Below are 18,659 nucleotides of genomic sequence, written 5' to 3'. Positions count from 1 at the left end.
CTCAGGCTTCGGCGTTGGCTTTGATCAGGCGGTCGTACGCGTCCTGATCCAACAGTTTAGCTACCGCACCGGCATCGGCCGGTTTAAAGCGGAAGAACCAGCCTTCGCCCAGCGGGTCTTCGTTGACCAGTTCCGGGCTGCCATCGAGCTTGGCGTTCACTTCCAGCACTTCACCGTCCAACGGCATGTACACGCCGCTGGCGGCCTTGACCGATTCAACCGTGGACGCTTCAGCGCCCTTGTCATAGGCCTGCAACTCCGGCAGTTGCACGAAAACCACATCACCGAGCGCGTTCTGCGCGAAAGCGGTGATACCCACGGTGACGCTGCCGTCAGCTTCGGCGCGCAGCCATTCGTGATCTTCAGTGAAACGCAACTCGCTCATGGAAACTCCTCAGGGCCAGAATCGTCTGGTGGGCGGGATTGGAATAATGGGGAGTTGCTTAGCAATATCGCGGCCAACCTTATTAATCCGTTATAAATCAATAAGTTAATAAATATGGGTATAGGCTTATGCGGTTTAGCTGTAGCGATTTCGCTACAGTCAGGCCGGGGAAAAAAAGCCTATGTGGATCAAAGCCTTGCATGGCGCGCAAAAAGCAGGGCTGTAGCGAAATCGTTCCACTGTAGCGCTTTCAGTACAGCGGATGTCGTTCTCAGACCAAAACTTGGAAATGCATTCCATGCAGCGAGTCAGGGCTTGTTTGGAATGCCGTACTTGCGCAAGCGGTGGGCGATGGCGGTGTGTGAGGTTTGCAGGCGGCTGGCCAACTGCCGGGTCGAGGGGTAACTGACGTAGAGTTTCTCCAGCAGGCTGCGTTCGAAGTCCTCGACGGCCTGTTCCAGGCTATCGACTTCGCCGTCGTTCTGGCGGGCCACGGAGGTGCCGGCGATGTCCAGGTCACCGATGTCCACCAGGCTGCTTTCGCAGATGGCGGCGGCGCGGAAGATCACGTTCTGCAACTGGCGCACATTGCCCGGCCAGCGGTTGCCCAACAGCGCCGGATAGGTGCCGGGCGCCAGGCGGCACACCGGGCGCTGGATCTGCGCACAGGCCTGCTGCATGAAGTAGCGGGCCAACAGCAGGATGTCCTGGCCGCGCTCACGCAGGGGCGGCACTTCGACGTTGAGCACGTTGAGGCGGTAGAACAGGTCTTCGCGGAAGGTACCTTCGCTGACCATTTTTTCCAGGTCGCGGTGGGTGGCGCTGAGGATGCGCACATTGACCTTCACTTCGCGGTCGCCGCCGACCCGGCGGAAGCTGCCGTCGTTGAGAAAACGCAGCAGCTTGGCTTGCAAATAGGGCGACATTTCGCCGATTTCATCGAGAAACACCGTGCCCTGGTTGGCCAGCTCCATCAGCCCCGGCTTGCCGCCGCGTTGGGCGCCGGTAAAGGCGCCGGGGGCGTAGCCGAACAATTCACTCTCGGCGAGATTCTCCGGCAGCGCCGCGCAGTTCAGCGCCAAAAACGGTGCACTGTGGCGCGCGCTGATGGCATGGCAGGCCCGCGCCACCAACTCCTTGCCGGTGCCGGTTTCGCCCTGGATCAACAGCGGCGCATCGAGCGCGGCCACCCGTTGTGCGCGTGCCTTGAGGGTGCGGATCACCGGGGATTCGCCCAGCAGCGCATCAAAGCCTTCGGCATGATCGTGGTGCAGCGCCGACAGTTGTTCGCCGATGCGGTTGGGTTGGTACAGGGTGAGCAGGGCGCCGGCATCGGTGATCGGCGTGGCGTCGAGCAAAAGCGTCTGGCCGTTGACGCTGATTTCACGCAAGGGCAGGCGAAAGCCGTTTTCCAGCAAGGTGTCCAGCAAGGCCGAGTCATTGAACAGCTCGGCGATACTTTCCCCGGCCGGTTCGCGACCGTACAGCGCGATCAGCGCCGGGTTGGCCAGCAGGATCTTGCCCGCGCTGTCCAGGGCCAGCACCGGGTCGGTCATGGCCGCCAGCAGGGCGTCGAGTTGCAGGTGGCGGCGTTGGCCGGGAAGGATGTCCACCACCGTCACCGCTTGTACGCCGTGCACGCTGAACAGCGCGTCACGCAGCTCTTCGAGCACGTCGGCGCTGAGGGTCGGCGCATCGATATAGACGTTGGGCGGCACCATTTCCACCGCATCCAGGTTGAGATTGCGCCCACCGAGCAAGGCCAGGACTTCCTGGGTAATGCCGACGCGGTCGATGAAGCTGACGTGGATACGCATGGGGCGCTTAGCAGTTCTGGAGAGTGGGAGGCGGCAAGTATGCCTTGGAGCGGGGCACAGGTGAAATCTGACAAATAATGGAGATCAAAATGTGGGAGGGGGCTTGCTCCCGATGGCGGTGTGTCAGCTGAAAATAAGCTGACTGACACCCTGCTATCGGGAGCAAGCCCCCTCCCACATTTTGCACAGTGTTGTGTCAGTCCTACCGGGTTATTCCAAGTGTTCAGGTTTGATCGGGTCCCCGGATTTCACATCCAGTTGATGCCGTACATCCTCGAACATCAGGTCGTACTGTTTGTGCATCGAGCCATTGAGCACTGCCATTTTCGGCATCCCATACTTCTGCGCGATGTTCATCGCATGCCGGGCAAAGTCGAATGCCTGGTCCTTGGGCAAGAAGAACTCTTCCTTGAGGTCCTTGCCCTGCACCGAGCCGTGCAGCTTGAACAGCATGCCCTTGCCTTCCTTTGGGTCCTGGCTGACTTCGTAGTCGATACACAGGTTGTAGCTGTAGTCGTCCTTGTTCAGCGCGTGACGTTCGACGTGCAGGTGACCGGGTTCAAAGGTGGCCATAGGCGTATCTCCTCTACTTCACAGATAGGTGATGCCAGGTGTCGCCGTGCTGATGCGTGTGCCGGCGCTGCCCTGGACGATGGCTTCGATGTCGGAGAGTGAACCGATCACCGCGGTTTTGCCAGTCTGGCGGGCGAACTCGCAGGCGGCTTGCACCTTGGGGCCCATGGAACCGGCGGCGAAGCCGAGTTTTTCCATGTCGTCGGGGTGGGCCTGGCCGATGGCTTTCTGGGTCGGCTTGCCGAAGTCGATAAAAGCGGCGTTGACGTCGGTGGCGATCACCAGCAAATCGGCGTCCAGTTGCGTGGCCAGCAACGAGGAGCACAGGTCTTTGTCGATCACGGCTTCGATGCCTTTGAGCTTGCCGTCTTCACCGTACAGGGTCGGGATACCGCCACCACCGGCGCAGATCACGATGGCGCTTTTTTCCAGCAGCCACTTGATCGGGCGAATCTCGAAAATACGTTTGGGCCGTGGGCTGGCCACGACGCGGCGATATTTATCGCCATCCGGGGCGATGGCCCAGCCTTTCTCGGCGGCGAGTTTTTCCGCTTCGGCCTTGGAGTACACCGGGCCGATGGGCTTGGTCGGGTTCTGGAAGGCAGGGTCCTTGGCGTCCACTTCCACCTGGGTGAGCAGGGTGGCGAACGGCACTTCGAAGTCCAGCAGGTTGCCCAGTTCCTGTTCGATGATGTAGCCGATCATGCCTTCGGTCTCGGCACCGAGCACGTCCAGCGGGTACGGCGAAACGCTGGTGTAGGCCGCCGCCTGCAACGACAGCAGGCCGACCTGCGGGCCATTGCCGTGGGCGATGACCAGTTCGTTGCCGGCATGGATCTTGGCGATCTGTTCGGTGGCGATGCGGATATTGGCGCGTTGGTTGTCTGCGGTCATGGGTTCACCACGGCGCAGGAGGGCGTTGCCGCCCAGGGCTACGACGATGCGCATATTGCAATCCTTCTAGAGCTCGTAATCCTTTGTAGGAGCGAGCTTGCTCGCGAAGGAGGTCAACGATAACGCGCCCATCCTGAATGAACGCGGTGCCCTTGAATTTTTCGCGAGCAAGCTCGCTCCTACAGTGGGATCGCAGCAGGGTTTAGATATCCGCGAGTGCCGACACCAGGATCGCCTTGATGGTGTGCATGCGGTTTTCCGCCTGCTCAAAGGCGATGTTGGCCGGTGACTCGAAGACTTCCTCGGTCACTTCCACACCATTGGCCAGGTTCGGATAACGTGCGGCGATGTCCTTGCCGACCTTGGTTTCGCTGTTGTGGAACGCCGGCAGGCAGTGCATGAATTTCACCCGAGGGTTGCCCGAGGCTTTCATCATCTTGGCGTTGACCTGGTACGGCAGCAGTTGCTCGATGCGTTCGTCCCACGCTTCCACCGGCTCACCCATGGACACCCAGATATCGGTGTGGATGAAGTCCACGCCCTTGACGGCTTCTTTCGGGTCTTCGGTGATGGTAATGCGCGCGCCGCTTTCCTCGGCGAAGGCCTGGCACTGTTTGATGAAGTCTTCATGGGGCCACAGGGCTTTCGGCGCGCCGATGCGCACGTCCATGCCGAGCTTGGCGCCGATCATCAGCAGCGAGTTACCCATGTTGTAGCGCGCGTCGCCCAGGTAGGCGTAGCTGATGTCATGCAGCGGCTTGTCGCTGTGCTCGCGCATGGTCAGGGTGTCGGCGATCATTTGGGTCGGGTGGAATTCAGCAGTGAGGCCGTTGAACACCGGCACGCCGGCGAACTTGGCCAGTTCTTCGACGATTTCCTGCTCGAAGCCACGGTATTCAATGGCGTCGAACATGCGACCGAGTACGCGGGCGGTGTCTTTCATGCTTTCTTTGTGGCCGATCTGCGACGACACCGGGTCGATATAGGTGACGTGGGCACCCTGGTCGTGGGCCGCCACTTCGAAGGCGCACCGGGTGCGGGTCGAGGTTTTTTCGAAGATCAGCGCGATGTTCTTGCCTTGCAGGTGCGGACGCTCGGTGCCGGTGTATTTGGCGCGCTTGAGGTCGCGGGACAGATCCAGCAGGTAATTCAGTTCGCGGGTGGTGTGGTGCATCAGCGACAGTAGGCTGCGGTTGCGCATATTGAAAGCCATGATGGAATCTCCTTAATAGTCGATAGGGTCGCGGATGATCGGGCAGGTCATGCAGTGGCCGCCGCCACGGCCACGGCCGAGTTCACCGGCGCTGATGGTGATGACTTCCACGCCGGCCTTGCGCAGCAGGGTGTTGGTGTAGGTGTTGCGGTCGTAGCCGATCACTACGCCAGGCTCCACGGCCACCACGTTGTTGCCGTCGTCCCACTGCTCGCGTTCGGCGGCGAAGCTGTTGCCGCCGGTCTCGACCACGCGCAGGGCCTTGAGGTTGAGCGCTGCGGCCACGGTCTCGAGGAAGTTGGTTTTCTCCCGCTGAATGTCGATGCCGTGGGGTTTGCTTTCGTCAGGGCGCAGGGTGAAGGGCACGATCTGGTTGACCACTTCGGGGAAGATGGTCACCAGGTCGCGGTCGCAGAAGCTGAACACGGTGTCCAGGTGCATCGCCGCGCGGGACTTCGGCAGACCGGCAACGATCACCCGTTCCACCGCTTTGTTCTTGAACAGGTTGCGCGCCAGTTGGCCGATGGCCTGGTGGGACGAACGCTCGCCCATGCCGATCAACACCACGCCATTGCCAATCGGCATGACGTCACCGCCTTCCAGCGTGGCGGCACCGTGTTCCTGGTCGGGGTCGCCGTACCAGATCTGGAAGTCCGCGTTGGTGAACTCGGGGTGGAATTTGTAGATGGCGCTCGCCAGCAGGGTTTCCTGGCGTCGCGCCGGCCAGTACATCGGGTTGAGCGTCACGCCGCCGTAGATCCAGCAGGTGGTGTCGCGGGTGAACTGGGTGTTGGGCAGCGGCGGCAGGATAAAACTGGCGTGGCCGAGGAAGTCGCGGAACATCTCGATGGTCTTGCCACCGAAGCTGCTCGGCAGGTCATCGGCTGACACGCCACCGATCAGGAACTCGGCGATCTTGCGCGGCTCAAGGCTGCGCAGCCAGGAGCTGACTTCCTCGACCAGGCCCAGGCCCACGGTGTTGGAAGTGATCTTTCGTTCCAGGATCCAGTCCAGGGCTTCGGGGTTGGCAACGATATCGGTCAGCAGGTTGTGCATTTCCAGCACATCAATGTCCCGTTCGCGCATCTTGGTCACGAAGTCGAAATGGTCGCGCTTGGCCTGGGCTACCCAGAGCACGTCATCGAACAGCAGTTCATCGCAGTTGTTAGGGGTCAGCCGCTGGTGGGCCAAGCCTGGGGAGCACACCATGACTTTGCGCAGTTTGCCGGCTTCGGAATGTACGCCGTACTTCACTTTTTCCGTGGTCATTACAGATCCTCCAGTGAACATCAGTTACAGAGTCAGGAAGCCGTCGTAGAGGCCATAGGCAGCCACCAGGGCGCCAATGACGACTGCGGCGAAAATCAGCTTCTCGACGTTGGTGAAAATCGGTTTGCCCAGTTCATGCTTGGCCTTGGCGAACAGGATCGCGCCGGGGGCATAGAGCAGGGCGGACAACAGCAGGTACTTGGTGCCGCCGGCATAGAGCAGCCAGACCGCGTAGATCAGTGCGACCGCGCCGATAAACAGGTCCTTCCTGCGCTCCTTGAGGGCGTTTTCGTAGGTTTCGCCGCGTACCGCCAGCAGCAGCGCGTAGGCCGCCGACCACAGGTAAGGCACCAGGATCATCGAGGTGGCGAGGTAGATCAGCGACAGGTAGGTACTGGCGGAAAACAGCGTGATCACCAGGAATATCTGGACCATGGCGTTGGTCAACCACAGGGCGTTGGCCGGCACATGGTTGGCGTTTTCCTTGCGCAGGAACTCCGGCATGGTGTGGTCCTTGGCGGCGGCGAACATGATCTCCGCACACAGCAGCACCCACGACAGCAGCGCACCCAGCAACGAGATGATCAAGCCGACGCTGATCAGCACCGCACCCCAGTGGCCCACCACATGCTCCAGCACGGCGGCCATCGACGGGTTCTGCAGCTTGGCCAGCTCCGGTTGGGTCATGATGCCCAGCGACAGCACGTTCACCAGCATCAGGAACAGCAGCACGGTGATAAAACCGATCACGGTGGCCTTGCCGACGTCGCTGCGTTTTTCGGCGCGTGCCGAGAAGATGCTCGCGCCTTCGATACCGATGAACACCCACACGGTGACCAGCATCATGTTGCGCACCTGGTTCATCACGCTGCCCAGGTCCGGGTTCTTCACGCCCCAGATGTCAGCGGTGAAGATGTCCAGCTTGAAGGCGAACACGGCGATCAACACGAACAGCACCAGCGGCACCACCTTGGCGACGGTGGTCACCAGGTTGATGAACGCCGCTTCCTTTATCCCGCGCAGCACCAGAAAGTGCACGGCCCACAGCAAGACCGACGCGCCAATCACCGCCGCAGGCGTATTGCCTTCGCCAAAGATCGGGAAGAAGTAACCGAGGGTGCTGAACAGGAGGACGAAGTAACCGACGTTGCCCAGCCAGGCGCTGATCCAGTAACCCCAGGCCGACGAAAAGCCCATGTAGTCACCGAAGCCGGCCTTGGCGTAGGCGTAGACGCCGCCGTCCAGATCAGGTTTGCGATTGGCCAGGGTCTGGAAGACGAAGGCCAGGGTCAGCATGCCCACGGCGGTAATTACCCAACCGATCAATACCGCGCCAACATCGGCACTGGCGGCCATGTTTTGCGGCAGAGAGAAGATCCCGCCGCCAATCATTGAGCCGACGACAAGTGCAACCAGTGCACCCAATCGAAGTTTTCCGGGAGATTCAGACATCGCATAACTCCAATGCAGGAGAAGAGAGACCACAGAATAATTCCGTGCGCTAATCAAACAGCTGACTCAGATCACTTCATTGGCACATTCCATTGTGAATTAATGACTTAGACTGGAAAGTCGTGGGCAATAGTTTTCCGCGCAAAGGCGCTTTCCAGAGCGATCTCTGCGGTTTGGTCAATCATTTAGTGCTGCGTATGGACGTTTGAAACTAGCCCGTTTTCCTGAATGTGCAAACTTTTCGCAATGGCGACAATAAAGAGCTTGGAAGCGACAAAGTATTCGGCGTATTTAAAATGTAAATAAGCCTAAACTATGCAAACTGTCATGCCGCTGAGTTATGAGCGTGGCGGTTTTATCGCTGTCTTTAATAAACGCTACACTCGCTGAGTTAATTAGTTGAGTGCATGGTTGTCCGCTCAAATTTTATTCAGGAGTCTGCATGTCTCAACCGGCCCAGAAACTTCGGCTTGGCGCCCTGATTGCCTTGGTGGTGGGCTTGATGATTGGCGGGGGGATCTTCTCGTTGCCGCAGAACATGGCCGCGCGCGCGGAGGTGGGCGCGGTGTTGATCGGTTGGGCGATCACCGCCGTGGGCATGCTGACCCTGGCGTTTGTCTTCCAGACCTTGGCCAATCGCAAGCCGGAACTGGATTCCGGGGTGTACGCCTACGCCAAGGCGGGTTTCGGCGACTACATGGGTTTTTCGTCGGCCTGGGGTTACTGGATCAGCGCGTGGATGGGCAATGTCGGTTATTTCGTGTTGCTGTTCAGCACCCTCGGCTATTTTTTCCCGGTGTTCGGCCAAGGCAATACGCCGGTGGCCATCGGCTGCGCATCGTTGCTGCTGTGGGCCGTGCATTTCCTGGTGATGCGCGGGATCAAGGAAGCCGCGTTCATCAACCAGATCACCACCGTGGCCAAGCTGGTGCCGCTGCTGATGTTCGTGGTGATCGCCGCCGTGGCGTTCAAGGCGGATATCTTCACGGCTGACATCTGGGGCCTGGAAAAGCCGCAATTGGGCAGTGTGGTGGACCAGGTGCGCAATATGATGCTGGTCACGGTATTTGTGTTTATCGGCATTGAAGGCGCCAGTGTGTATTCGGCGCGGGCCGAGAAGCGCGCGGACGTGGGGCGGGCCACGGTGATCGGCTTTCTCGGCGTGCTGGCGCTGTTGGTGCTGGTGAATGTGTTGTCCCTCGGCATCATGAGCCAGGCGGAGCTGGCCGGCCTGCAAAACCCGTCCCTGGCCGGTGTGCTCGAGCATATCGTCGGTCCCTGGGGCGCGTTGCTGATCAGTATCGGCCTGGCCGTGTCGCTGCTGGGGGCCTTGTTGTCCTGGGCGCTGCTGTGTGCCGAGATCCTCTATGCCACCGCCCATGACAAGACCATGCCGGCCTTCCTGAAAAAGGAAAATGCCAACCAGGTGCCGGTCAACGCCTTGTGGCTGACCAATGTGATGATCCAGGTCTTCCTGGTGATCACGCTGTTTTCCCACAGCACCTACACCACCCTGATCTACCTGGCGTCGTCGATGATCCTCGTGCCTTACCTGTGGTCGGCGGCTTACGCGGTGTTGCTGAGCGGGCGTGGTGAAACCTATGAAGGTGCCCACCGCCATCGCATCAAGGACCTGCTGGTGGGGTTGATCGCCCTGGGTTACGCCGTATGGTTGCTCTACGCCGGGGGCCTTAAATACCTGCTGCTGTCGGCGCTGCTGTATGCGCCGGGCGTGATCCTGTTCGCCCTGGCCAAGCGCGAACAGGGCCAGCCGTTGTTTACCCACGTTGAGAAAGGCATTTTCAGCTGCGTGATCGCCGGTGCAGGGCTGGCGGCGTATGGGTTGTACAGCGGGGTGTTGTCGTTGTGATGGGGTGACGGTACTGGCCTCATCGGGAGCAAGCCCCCTCCCACATTTTGAATATGTTCACCCATCAAAGTGTGGGGGGCTTGCTGCCGATAGCGGCCGTCAAGTCACCATTGAGGCCGGTGGGAGCCCAATTCTCCCGCTGGCAAATCCCATTGCAATGGCGTACCGCTGATAGTCAGCGGGGGCAGCAGCCGATGGGCCTGGCCCCAGGCGGTCTGTTCGACGACCAGGCCTTGATCCCCTGGTTCTTCCTCGCGCAACGACGGTTGCTCGGGCACTTGGCCTGCTTGCACCAGTAACGTTGCGGTGCGTGCCAACGACAACCGCGCCGAACCACCGCGCCCCGACTGCAGCCGTTCGCCCAGCGCCTGAATCGCACTGGCCGCCATCAGATACCCGGTCGCGTGATCCAGCGCCTGCAACGGCAGTGGCACCGGTTTATCCGCGTGTTTCCAGAGCATGCCGGCCTCGGCGATCCCGCTGCTCATCTGCACCAGGCTGTCGAAGCCCCGGCGATTACGCCACGGGCCGCTCCAGCCGTAGGCGTTGAGGCTGACGTCGATCAGGCCTGGGGCGAGGTGTTGCAGTTCGGGGGCGGTGTAGCCCAGATGCTCCAGGGCGTCAGCGCGGTATCCGTGGAACAGGATGTCGGCGTCCCTGAGCAAACGCTCGAAAACCCGCCGACCTTCGGGCGTTTTCAGGTCCAGGCGCGCGCAGCGTTTGCCCAGGGTCATTTCCGGGACTACACCGGGTTCGTTCCAGGTGGGTGAGTCGATGCGCAGTACATCCGCGCCGAGGCCGGCAAGGAAACGACTGGCCACCGGGCCGGCCAATACGCGGGTCAGGTCCAGCACCTTGAGGCCGGCCAGCGGGCGTGCCAGCGAACCGTGCCAGGGTTTGTCGGTCGTGGTTTCGAAGGTCTGGTGTTGGACCAGCGCCTCGGCGTTCACCGCCAACCCCTGCGGATGTTGCTGCCAGGCTTGCCAGGCACGCATCTGCGCGGCGCAGCCACCTTGGTCGACAATCGCCTGTTCCAGTTCTGCCGCGTTCCACGCCGCGACCTTGCCGGCCATCCCGGCGCGGTCGGCGACCTTGCCCAGCACCCGCTCGGCGGCGGCACGGTGATGAGGCGCGTTGGTATGCAGGCGAATCCAGCCATCGGCGCTGGCGTAATCGCCGGCCACCGGATCCCACAACGGTGGCACTTGCCAGCCCAGCGGGCGGATCGAGGACGAGAACCAGAAAGAGGCGAGGCGTCGGTCCACACTCACCTCGGGCTGGCGCCCGGTCCGTTGCCGGATCAACTGGGCGACGGCCTGCCCGGCGGCGCCGATGCTGGCACTGGCCAGCTCGGTGACAGCGAAGGTCGAGGGCAGGGCGCCAGCCTCGGTGAAGGTCAGCGGGGTGTGGGGTAGATCGAGTGCGGCTTGGATGGGAGTCAGCAGGTCAGTCATCAAAGGCCCTCCGTAAGAGAAGGGCCAATATAGAAGATCATCACACCGGCGTGACAACTCCCGGTTCCAACGGCAGGTCGATGCTGGCGATAAAACCACCGGCTGGGTGATTGGCCAGGATCAGGCTGCCACCGTGGCGTTCGGCCGCGCGTCGCGCGATCGCCAGGCCCAGGCCGTGGCCTTGGGCGGTCTGGCCGGGAGCGCGGTAGAACGGTTCACCGAGTTGGCTCAGGTGTTCGGCGTCCACGCCGGGGCCATGGTCGCGCACGCTGATCAGGATACGTTCGCCCTGGCGCTGGGCGTGCAAATCGATCGGTTGCCCCGGCGGGTTGAAGCGCTGGGCATTGCGCAGCAGGTTATCCACAGCCCGTTCGATCATGGTCGGCCAGCCCTTCAGTTGCAGGTCTGCGTCGGTGCTCAGTTGCACCACCTGGTCCGGCGCGCTGAGTTGGGCATCCTTTTGCAGGGTTTTGAGCAGGGGGATGAGGTCGATGTCTTCGGCGCTGGCATTGTCGGCATCGACGCGGGCCAGCACCAGGATCTCGCTGATCAGCGCTTCCAGGCGGTCGCATTCGCGGGTCAGGCGTGGCCAGAGTTTTTCCCGTTCTTCGGGGCTGGCGCGCTCGGCCAAGGCCAGGGCGATGCGCAGGCGCGCGAGGGGCGAGCGCAGCTCATGGGACACGTCGCGCAGCAGCTGGCGTTGACTGCCGATCAGGCTTTGCAGGCGTGCGCCCATGCGGTTGAAGTCGGTGGCGAGTACGCCGAACTCATCGCGGCGGTTAGCCAGTTGCGCCAGGCTGTTCTGCTGGTAGGTGGCCTGGCCGAGGTCATGCACGGCGCCGCGCAGGCGGCTTAGTGGGCGGGTGATGGACAAGGTGACGAACAGGCTGAACAAGGTCAGTACCACCAGGGCAATCGTCAGTGCGCTCAAGGGCCATGCCAGGCTGCTGCGGTGCCACTCGTCCAGTTCCGGGTGCGGGATGCGGTAGATCAACAGGTAGGTGTCGCCGGTCTTCTCGCTGGTGTACTCGGCGGTCAGGCGTCGCCAGGGCAGATGGCCTTCCTTGCTGTCGTTCTGTCGGGCTTCAAAGGCGGCGGCGCGGCGCGGGAAGGTGCCGCGCACCACCGGCTCGCCGCTTTCGTTGAGCACTTGCACGTCGATGTGGTACTGGCGCTTGCGCTGTTGCAGCAGGTCCTGGGCAGCATCCTCACCCTGGGTTTCGTAGAGCTGGGTCCACTCTTGCGCCAGGTTATTGAGGCCGGGGTGGCGGCTGAGAATCCAGGCATCCTGGTTAAGCATGTGCCCAAGCAGGATCGACAACCCGGCAACCAAGGCGATGGCCAGCCAGAAACTGGCCAGGATGCGCCAGAACAATGAACGCACAGGAAACCCTCAAACAGGAAAAGCCCAGTGGCGGTGGCCACTGGGCTGGGAGTGTTAACGCGGGTGCATTATTGCGCTTTTTGCGACTGTTGCGCTTTCCAGGCCTGGAATTCCTTCCATTCTGCACGGCGCTGTTCTTGCTTCTTGACGATCTCGTCGAACTTCTTCTGCTGGTCAGGCTTGAGCACGGCACGGATATCGGCCTGGGTTTTCTGCTTGCCGGCGGCGATTTCATCCTGCATGGCTTTCTGGTCGGCGGCCGGGAGTTTGTCCAGGTACTTTTTGACCAGGTCCTTGCGAGCGTGCCATTGGTCACCCATCAGCTTGCCGATCTGCTCGCGCTGTTCGCGGCTCAGGTCCAGTTGGCTGAAGGGGCCGCCTTTGCCACGCGGACCGTGTTCACCGCCGTGGCCCGGGCCACCCATCATGTGCCCTTCAGGGCCGCCCATCGGGCCCGGGCCTTCAGGCAGTGCGGCCATGGCAACGGTCGGCAGGGCGGCGGCGAACATCAAAGCGATAAGGGTCTTGCGCATGGTGATTCTCCTGTCTCTATTCCGGTGAGTCCGGATGTGAGTAGATTACGGAGATCAAGGTCAGCCGCCGTCAGGAGAGGGTAAAGGTTTGGTAAGGGGGGCGGCAGCTGCAAGTTTTTAGCTGCAAGCGGCAAGTAACAGCTTTTCACTTGCCGCTTGTAGCTTGCAACTTATAGCTGCCTCTAGAGGCTGTAATAGTAGCCCCGGCTGCGCAACGCCACGATCCGTGGCCGGCCATCGGGGTGAGGGCCGATCTTCTTGCGCAGGTTGCTGACGTGCATGTCCAGGCTGCGATCGTAAAGGGTCAGCTTGCGGCCCAGGGCGATCTGCGCCAGTTCCTGCTTGTCCAGTGGCTCGCCGGGCTGGCGCAATAATGCTTCCAGCAGGCGGCTTTCGGAGACGGTGAGGGTGAATTCCTGCTCATCGATGCTGACCACGCCGCGCACCGGGCTGAAGCACAGGTCGCCCAGTTCCAGTTGGCTGGACACGGCGGCCGGGTGGCTGCGGCGCAATACCGCGCGCAGGCGCGCGGTGAGTTCGCGTGGGTCGCAGGGCTTGGCCAGGTAGTCGTCGGCGCCCAATTCCAGGCCGAGGATGCGGTCCAGGGGTTCGCCCCGCGCCGAAAGCATCAGCACCGGCAGCTCCGGATGGTCGTTGCGCAATTGCTTGAGCAGCTCCAGGCCGCTGCCGTCGGGCAGCATCACATCCAGTACCACCGCCGCCGGGGCGCTGTCGGCCAAGGCTTTGCGCGCGCTCAAGCCATCGTGGCAGGCGCGCACCTGGAAACCTTCCTGGCTCAGCCAACTGCTCAGCAGCTCGCAGAGCTCCTGGTCATCATCTATCAGTAACAGCTCGCTCATGACTCACTCAATTTAGCCATTGTCGACGGCGACGGTGCCCACCGCTGGCGAAGATCCCGCACAACAGGGCGATCAGTGCGACGGCCCCACCCGTGACGAACCATTGTTGCTGCTCGGTCAGCCAGCGGGTCAAGGCGCCGCCCTGTGCATCTTTGAGTTGCTGGGCCAGGCGTTGGTTCTCCTGGCGAAGGCGACTCAATTGAGCGCTTTCGCGGGTGGCATCCGCGCTTTGCAGTTGCTTGCTCAGTTCTTCACGCTGCCGCTCGCTTTCTTTCAAGCGTTGCTGCAACTCGGTGATCTGGGCGCCGGCGCTCAAGGACAGGGGCGTGGAACTGCCGGTGCTCGAGGTTTCTTCAGCGTGGGCCGTAGCCCCGATCATTAACACTGCCAACAGACACAACTGACGTAAGCGCATCGGAACTCCTGATTCCACACGAATATTCAGAACGTTGTCGGCAGGTTGCCGAAAATAATGAGCAATTAGGAGTGCGCCGTACTCAATAGGTTCGGCGCAATCGGGATCAGGGCAGGACTTGCTTGAAGGGTTTGATCACTACGTCGGCGTAGACCCCTGCGGCGACATAGGGATCGGCCTTGGCCCAGGCCTGGGCATCGGCCAGCGAGGCGAACTCGGCGACGATCAGGCTACCGGTAAAACCGGCGTCGCCCGGGTCGTTGCTGTCCACGGCCGGGTGCGGGCCGGCCAGCACGATGCGGCCTTCGGCTTGAAGGACTTTCAGGCGCTCGACGTGGGCCGGGCGCACGGACAGGCGTTTTTCCAGCGAGTTGGCAACGTCGGTGGCAATGATGGCGTAGAGCATGTCAGTCCTCGGTTTTCGGCGTAGTAGGCTCGGTGTCATGCAGGTGGCGCGACAGGTAGATGCCCTGGGCGACCAGGAACAGCACGGTCATGCCCAGGCTGCCGAACACTTTGAAGTCGACCCAGTAGTCCTGGAAGGTAAACGCCACGAACAGGTTGGCGGCACCGCAGAAGATGAAAAACACGATCCAGGCCACGTTCAAGCGTGTCCACACCGGTTCCGGCAGGGTCAGTGCGTGGCCCATGATCCGCTTGATCAGCAGGCGATCACCGATGAAGTGGCTGCCGATGAATGCCAGGGCGAACAGCCAGTTCACCACCGGCGCTTTCCATTTCAGGAAGGTTTCGCTGTGGAAGGCCAGGGTCAGGCTGCCGAAGACCAGGCAGGCGACCAGGGTCAGCCACTGGCTTTTTTCCAGTTTGCGCTGGGAAATGAAGATGGCGCCGTAGACCACCACAGAGCTGATGATGAGCACGGCGGTGGCACTGTAGATGCCGCCGACAGTCAGCTCATGGCCGGCCAGGTCGATGACCCTGGGGTCGAGTTTGTAAACGATGAAAAACAGCAACAGCGGGATGAAGTCGATGAATTGTTTCACAGTAAGAGCCAGAAGCTGGATGTGGCGGCATAATAACAAACATCCTTGGTTGCGATAGCGCCAGCTGACTTGAGGTTACACCCCCCCGTGAATGTTGATTTGCACTGCCACAGCACGGCCTCCGACGGCGCCCTGGCGCCCGCGGTACTGGTTGCGCGTGCGTTTGAAAAAGGCGTGCGAGTCCTCTCGTTGACCGACCACGACACCCTCGAAGGCCTCGACGAAGCGCGTACAACGGCCCATGCCCTGGGCATGCAACTGGTCAACGGGGTGGAATTGTCCTGCACCTGGGGCGGCGCCACCATTCATGTGCTCGGCTACGGCTTCGATCAAAAAGCGCCGCCGCTGGTGGAGGCTATCGCGCAATTGCACGATGGCCGCTGGCTGCGGTCCGAAGAAATAAGCCGAAAACTCAGCCTCAAAGGCATGCCCAACGCCCTCGACGGCGCCCGCGCCCTCCAGCAGGAACTGGGTGACAGCGGCAACGCGCCGGCCCGTCCGCACTTTGCCGACTGGATGGTGCGTGAGGGTTTTGTCAAAGACCGCGCCGAAGCCTTTCGCAAGTGGCTGGGCGCCGGCAAGTTGGGCGATGTGAAGCAACATTGGCCGACCCTCGAAGACACCGTCGAGACCCTGCGGGCCTCCGGAGCCTGGGTCAGCCTGGCGCATCCCTGGCATTACGATTTCACCCGCAGCAAGCGTCGCAAGCTGATTGGCGACTATATTGGAGCGGGCGGTCACGCGATCGAAGTGGTCAACGGCTTTCAACCCGCCGAACAGGTGGGCAGCCTGTCGATCCTTGCCCGCGAATTTGGTCTGCTGGTCAGCGCCGGCAGTGACTTTCATGGCCCTGGCGGCTGGTCCGAGATCGGCGAGTACCGCGCGGTCCCTGAAGATTTGCCGCTGTTGTGGGGGAGATTCAAGCATGACCCCATTATTGCCACCGTCTGAACAGGTAGAACCCGTGAGTCAATTCTTCCAGATTCATCCGGAAAACCCCCAGGCGCGCCTGATCAAGCAGGCCGTAGAGATCATTCGCGCCGGCGGTGTGGTGATCTACCCAACCGATTCGTCATACGCCATCGGTTGCCAGATCGGTGACAAGGGCGCAGTCGAGCGTGTCAGACGCCTGCGCCAGCTGGATGACAAGCACAACTTTGCGCTGATCTGTAGCGACTTGTCCCAGCTGGGCCTGTTCGCCAAGGTCGACACCGGCACCTTCCGCCTGCTCAAGGCCCACACGCCAGGGCCCTACACTTTTATCCTCAACGCCACCCGCGAAGTGCCGCGCCTGCTGCTGCACCCGAAAAAACGCACCATCGGCCTGCGGGTGCCGGAGCATCCCATCGCCCTGGCGTTGCTGGCCGAGCTGGGTGAGCCGCTGATGAGTGTGTCGCTGATCATGCCCGGCGACACCGAGCCCCTGGAAGACCCGTACGAGATGCGCCAATTGCTGGAAAAACAGGTGGACCTGATCATCGACGGCGGTTTCGGCGGCAACAAGGCCTCCACCGTGATCAACCTGGCCGACGGCGAACCTGAAGTGATCCGTGTCGGTTGCGGCGATCCTGCGCCCTTTATGGCCGAGGCCTGAATGTCAGCCGTGGAAACCGTCGACAGCCAGGCGGGCGCCCAGCAGGAGCTGCCGTTTGCCATGGTGTACGGCCAGGCGGTGCTGGAAATGCCGCTGGACCTGTACATTCCGCCGGACGCCCTGGAGGTCTTCCTTGAGGCTTTCGAGGGCCCGCTGGACTTGCTGCTGTACCTGATCCGCAAGCAGAACATCAACATCCTCGACATCCCGGTGGCGGAAATCACCCGCCAGTACATGGGCTATGTCGAGTTGATGCAGTCGGTACGCCTGGAACTGGCTGCCGAGTACCTGGTGATGGCCGCCATGCTCGCCGAGATCAAGTCGCGCATGCTGTTGCCGCGCGCGGAGACGGTCGAGGCCGAAGAGGACGACCCGCGCGCCGAACTGATCCGCCGGCTGCAGGAATACGAGCGCTTCAAGGCCGCCGCCGAAGGTATCGACGGCCTGAGCCGCGTCGGTCGCGACGTGGTGGTACCCAAGCTCGACGCCCCCGAAGCCCGCGCGCGCAAGCTGCTGCCGGACGTGAGCCTGGAAGAGTTGCTGATGTCCATGGCCGAGGTGCTGCGCCGTGGCGATATGTTTGAACACCACCAGGTCAGTCGCGAGGCCCTGTCCACCCGCGAGCGTATGAGCGATGTGCTCGAACGCCTCAAGGGCGGCGGGTTTGTGCCGTTTGTGGAGCTGTTCACGGCGGAAGAAGGGCGCCTGGGGGTGGTGGTGACCTTTATGGCGGTCCTCGAGCTGGTCAAGGAGTCCTTGGTCGAGCTGGTCCAGAATGAGCCTTTTGCGGCTATCCACGTGCGGGCGCGAGCCGAATAAAGAGCTGAAACGATGAATCTGACTGAACCCCGCGAATTGGCCCCGTTGCTGGAGGCCTTTCTCCTGGCCTCGGGTAAACCGCAATCCCTGGAGCGTCTGTTCGAACTGTTTGAGGAAGCCGAGCGCCCTGAACCGCCGGTGTTCAAGAAGGCGCTGGAAATCCTGCGCAAATCCTGCGACGGCCGCGCCTTTGAACTGCGTGAGGTGGCGTCGGGTTATCGCCTGCAGATCCGTGAGAAGTTTTCCCCGTGGGTCGGCCGCCTCTGGGAAGAGCGCCCGCAGCGCTATTCACGGGCGATGCTGGAGACCATGGCGCTGATCGCCTATCGCCAGCCCATCACCCGTGGCGAAATCGAGGACGTGCGGGGCGTGGCGGTCAACAGCCATATCGTCAAGACGCTGCTGGAGCGTGAGTGGATCCGCATCGTCGGCTACCGCGACGTGCCCGGCAAACCGGCGATGTTCGCCACCACCAAGGTGTTCCTCGACCATTTCAACCTGAAAAACCTCGACGACCTGCCGCCCCTGGCCGAATTGCGTGAGATGGAAGCCGAGCCGGTGCTCGACTTCGACGACGCCCCGGTCCCGGCGAGCCTGCAGGAACTGGCCGACGCCACCGCCGAGCCGGAAGAGCCCAAGGACGAAACCAGTTTCCACACGTTGTTGCTGGAACTGGACGACATGGAGCAGGGCATCAAGACCGACTTTGATGACTTGCTGCGCGATGGTGTGGCCGAGCCGGAAGCCCAGGTGAGCGTGGAGGTCGAACCTGAACCTGAGGACGATATCCTCGGCGTGGCCGAAGCCCGCGAAAAACTCCTGGCCGCCGTCGCCGCCCTCGAACAACCGCCCCTGAGCGACGAAGAAGACGAAGCCCGGGCCCTGGCCGAAGCCATCGAGAACGAACGCCGCCAGTTCGAAGACTGACGCAGTCGAATGCGGGGCCTGGGGCACCACCGGTCGGCGGAAAAAACCATGACCTGGCGCTTATCGACTAGTCTCTGATGCGCAACGCGCGCCATGGGCGTATGATTCGCGACCCTTTGCCGACCTATTCGGCCAAAGCCCCGCTTTCAACACTCTTCAGGCCACGCCTGAATCGACCCACCGGGAGGTGCTTAAG

Annotated in this window: 19 protein-coding genes; 5 read left to right on the top strand and 14 right to left on the bottom strand. The window is 61.6% G+C overall.

Translation table 11 applies throughout. The features are described from left to right. Position 1: 1 nt before the first annotated feature. From gcvH to arcD (F6S08_RS23600), 7 genes are all read right to left on the bottom strand, one after another. Positions 2–385 (bottom strand): glycine cleavage system protein GcvH, encoded by a 384-nt coding sequence (gcvH, locus tag F6S08_RS23630; protein ID WP_027605554.1) that lies wholly within the window; start codon positions 383–385, stop codon positions 2–4. A gap of 308 nt (positions 386–693) precedes the next feature. After that, on the bottom strand, positions 694–2,202 hold the full coding sequence (locus F6S08_RS23625; protein ID WP_065925906.1) for a sigma-54-dependent transcriptional regulator: 1,509 nt from the start codon (positions 2,200–2,202) through the stop codon (positions 694–696). Between the two features lie 210 nt (positions 2,203–2,412). Next, positions 2,413–2,775, bottom strand: coding sequence for a DUF5064 family protein (locus tag F6S08_RS23620; protein WP_065925907.1), 363 nt, complete (start codon positions 2,773–2,775; stop codon positions 2,413–2,415). A gap of 18 nt (positions 2,776–2,793) precedes the next feature. Continuing rightward, complete coding sequence (gene arcC / locus F6S08_RS23615; protein WP_065925908.1) at positions 2,794–3,723, bottom strand: carbamate kinase; 930 nt, start codon at positions 3,721–3,723, stop codon at positions 2,794–2,796. A gap of 148 nt (positions 3,724–3,871) precedes the next feature. Further along, a complete protein-coding gene (locus F6S08_RS23610) occupies positions 3,872–4,882 on the bottom strand; it encodes an ornithine carbamoyltransferase (RefSeq protein WP_015885593.1) in 1,011 nt (336 codons plus the stop codon). Positions 4,883–4,894: 12 nt separating this feature from the next. Beyond that, positions 4,895–6,151, bottom strand: coding sequence for an arginine deiminase (gene arcA / locus F6S08_RS23605; protein ID WP_027605560.1), 1,257 nt, complete (start codon positions 6,149–6,151; stop codon positions 4,895–4,897). Positions 6,152–6,175: 24 nt separating this feature from the next. After that, on the bottom strand, positions 6,176–7,603 hold the full coding sequence (arcD, locus tag F6S08_RS23600) for an arginine-ornithine antiporter (RefSeq protein ID WP_065925910.1): 1,428 nt from the start codon (positions 7,601–7,603) through the stop codon (positions 6,176–6,178). Positions 7,604–8,045: 442 nt separating this feature from the next. On the opposite strand from arcD (F6S08_RS23600), the gene arcD (F6S08_RS23595) reads away from it, so the two are divergent. Continuing rightward, a complete protein-coding gene (gene arcD, locus F6S08_RS23595; RefSeq protein WP_315872397.1) occupies positions 8,046–9,473 on the top strand; it encodes an arginine-ornithine antiporter in 1,428 nt (475 codons plus the stop codon). A gap of 104 nt (positions 9,474–9,577) precedes the next feature. Here arcD (F6S08_RS23595) and F6S08_RS23590 read toward each other — a convergent pair whose 3' ends face one another. From F6S08_RS23590 to F6S08_RS23560, 7 genes are all read right to left on the bottom strand, one after another. Then, entirely contained in the window at positions 9,578–10,927 is a 1,350-nt protein-coding gene (locus F6S08_RS23590; RefSeq protein WP_315872396.1) for a CoA transferase, read from the bottom strand. Positions 10,928–10,967: 40 nt separating this feature from the next. Further along, complete coding sequence (locus F6S08_RS23585) at positions 10,968–12,311, bottom strand: HAMP domain-containing sensor histidine kinase (RefSeq protein WP_315872395.1); 1,344 nt, start codon at positions 12,309–12,311, stop codon at positions 10,968–10,970. A gap of 68 nt (positions 12,312–12,379) precedes the next feature. Next, positions 12,380–12,844 carry an LTXXQ domain protein gene (locus tag F6S08_RS23580; RefSeq protein ID WP_074847523.1) on the bottom strand — a complete coding sequence of 155 codons (465 nt, stop codon included), beginning with the start codon at positions 12,842–12,844 and terminating at the stop codon, positions 12,380–12,382. Between the two features lie 182 nt (positions 12,845–13,026). Beyond that, positions 13,027–13,704 (bottom strand): response regulator transcription factor, encoded by a 678-nt coding sequence (locus tag F6S08_RS23575; RefSeq protein WP_027605566.1) that lies wholly within the window; start codon positions 13,702–13,704, stop codon positions 13,027–13,029. Between the two features lie 7 nt (positions 13,705–13,711). Continuing rightward, positions 13,712–14,119: a translation initiation factor 2 gene (locus tag F6S08_RS23570; RefSeq protein ID WP_027605567.1), complete on the bottom strand. Its 408-nt coding sequence runs from the start codon at positions 14,117–14,119 to the stop codon at positions 13,712–13,714. A 106-nt stretch (positions 14,120–14,225) separates the two neighbouring features. Further along, the gene (locus tag F6S08_RS23565; RefSeq protein ID WP_027605568.1) at positions 14,226–14,525 is read right to left on the bottom strand and encodes a YciI family protein; all 300 of its coding nucleotides are present in this window, start codon (positions 14,523–14,525) and stop codon (positions 14,226–14,228) included. A gap of 1 nt (position 14,526) precedes the next feature. Then, a complete protein-coding gene (locus F6S08_RS23560; RefSeq protein ID WP_065925914.1) occupies positions 14,527–15,123 on the bottom strand; it encodes a septation protein A in 597 nt (198 codons plus the stop codon). Between the two features lie 87 nt (positions 15,124–15,210). On the opposite strand from F6S08_RS23560, the gene F6S08_RS23555 reads away from it, so the two are divergent. The 4 genes from F6S08_RS23555 (at position 15,211) to scpB (ending at position 18,463) form a co-directional block, all read left to right on the top strand. Then, on the top strand, positions 15,211–16,074 hold the full coding sequence (locus F6S08_RS23555; protein ID WP_065925915.1) for a PHP domain-containing protein: 864 nt from the start codon (positions 15,211–15,213) through the stop codon (positions 16,072–16,074). 13 nt (positions 16,075–16,087) lie between these two features. Further along, a complete protein-coding gene (locus F6S08_RS23550) occupies positions 16,088–16,717 on the top strand; it encodes an L-threonylcarbamoyladenylate synthase (protein WP_027605571.1) in 630 nt (209 codons plus the stop codon). A 120-nt stretch (positions 16,718–16,837) separates the two neighbouring features. Continuing rightward, positions 16,838–17,536, top strand: coding sequence for a segregation and condensation protein A (locus F6S08_RS23545; protein WP_169898658.1), 699 nt, complete (start codon positions 16,838–16,840; stop codon positions 17,534–17,536). Between the two features lie 12 nt (positions 17,537–17,548). Next, a complete protein-coding gene (scpB, locus tag F6S08_RS23540; RefSeq protein ID WP_074847521.1) occupies positions 17,549–18,463 on the top strand; it encodes an SMC-Scp complex subunit ScpB in 915 nt (304 codons plus the stop codon). The last annotated feature ends 196 nt before the right edge of the window (positions 18,464–18,659 follow it).

Origin of the sequence: Pseudomonas sp. JV449 (assembly GCF_032424295.1) — a bacterium.
Classification (GTDB): domain Bacteria; phylum Pseudomonadota; class Gammaproteobacteria; order Pseudomonadales; family Pseudomonadaceae; genus Aquipseudomonas; species Aquipseudomonas marginalis.
This window is presented reverse-complemented; position numbering and strand designations above follow the sequence as displayed.

What these genes read in the sequence shown, in the direction of transcription:
- arcA (WP_027605560.1), bottom strand. Translation starts at nt 6,151, where the DNA reads ATGACCACGGAAAAAGTGAAGTACGGCGTACATTCCGAAGCCGGCAAA.
- F6S08_RS23620 (WP_065925907.1), bottom strand. Translation starts at nt 2,775, where the DNA reads ATGGCCACCTTTGAACCCGGTCACCTGCACGTCGAACGTCACGCGCTG.
- arcD (WP_065925910.1), bottom strand. Translation starts at nt 7,603, where the DNA reads ATGTCTGAATCTCCCGGAAAACTTCGATTGGGTGCACTGGTTGCACTT.
- F6S08_RS23570 (WP_027605567.1), bottom strand. Translation starts at nt 14,119, where the DNA reads ATGCGCTTACGTCAGTTGTGTCTGTTGGCAGTGTTAATGATCGGGGCT.
- F6S08_RS23575 (WP_027605566.1), bottom strand. Translation starts at nt 13,704, where the DNA reads ATGAGCGAGCTGTTACTGATAGATGATGACCAGGAGCTCTGCGAGCTG.
- F6S08_RS23625 (WP_065925906.1), bottom strand. Translation starts at nt 2,202, where the DNA reads ATGCGTATCCACGTCAGCTTCATCGACCGCGTCGGCATTACCCAGGAA.
- arcD (WP_315872397.1), top strand. Translation starts at nt 8,046, where the DNA reads ATGTCTCAACCGGCCCAGAAACTTCGGCTTGGCGCCCTGATTGCCTTG.
- gcvH (WP_027605554.1), bottom strand. Translation starts at nt 385, where the DNA reads ATGAGCGAGTTGCGTTTCACTGAAGATCACGAATGGCTGCGCGCCGAA.
- F6S08_RS23580 (WP_074847523.1), bottom strand. Translation starts at nt 12,844, where the DNA reads ATGCGCAAGACCCTTATCGCTTTGATGTTCGCCGCCGCCCTGCCGACC.
- F6S08_RS23610 (WP_015885593.1), bottom strand. Translation starts at nt 4,882, where the DNA reads ATGGCTTTCAATATGCGCAACCGCAGCCTACTGTCGCTGATGCACCAC.
- F6S08_RS23565 (WP_027605568.1), bottom strand. Translation starts at nt 14,525, where the DNA reads ATGCTCTACGCCATCATTGCCACCGACGTTGCCAACTCGCTGGAAAAA.
- arcC (WP_065925908.1), bottom strand. Translation starts at nt 3,723, where the DNA reads ATGCGCATCGTCGTAGCCCTGGGCGGCAACGCCCTCCTGCGCCGTGGT.
- scpB (WP_074847521.1), top strand. Translation starts at nt 17,549, where the DNA reads ATGAATCTGACTGAACCCCGCGAATTGGCCCCGTTGCTGGAGGCCTTT.
- F6S08_RS23590 (WP_315872396.1), bottom strand. Translation starts at nt 10,927, where the DNA reads ATGACTGACCTGCTGACTCCCATCCAAGCCGCACTCGATCTACCCCAC.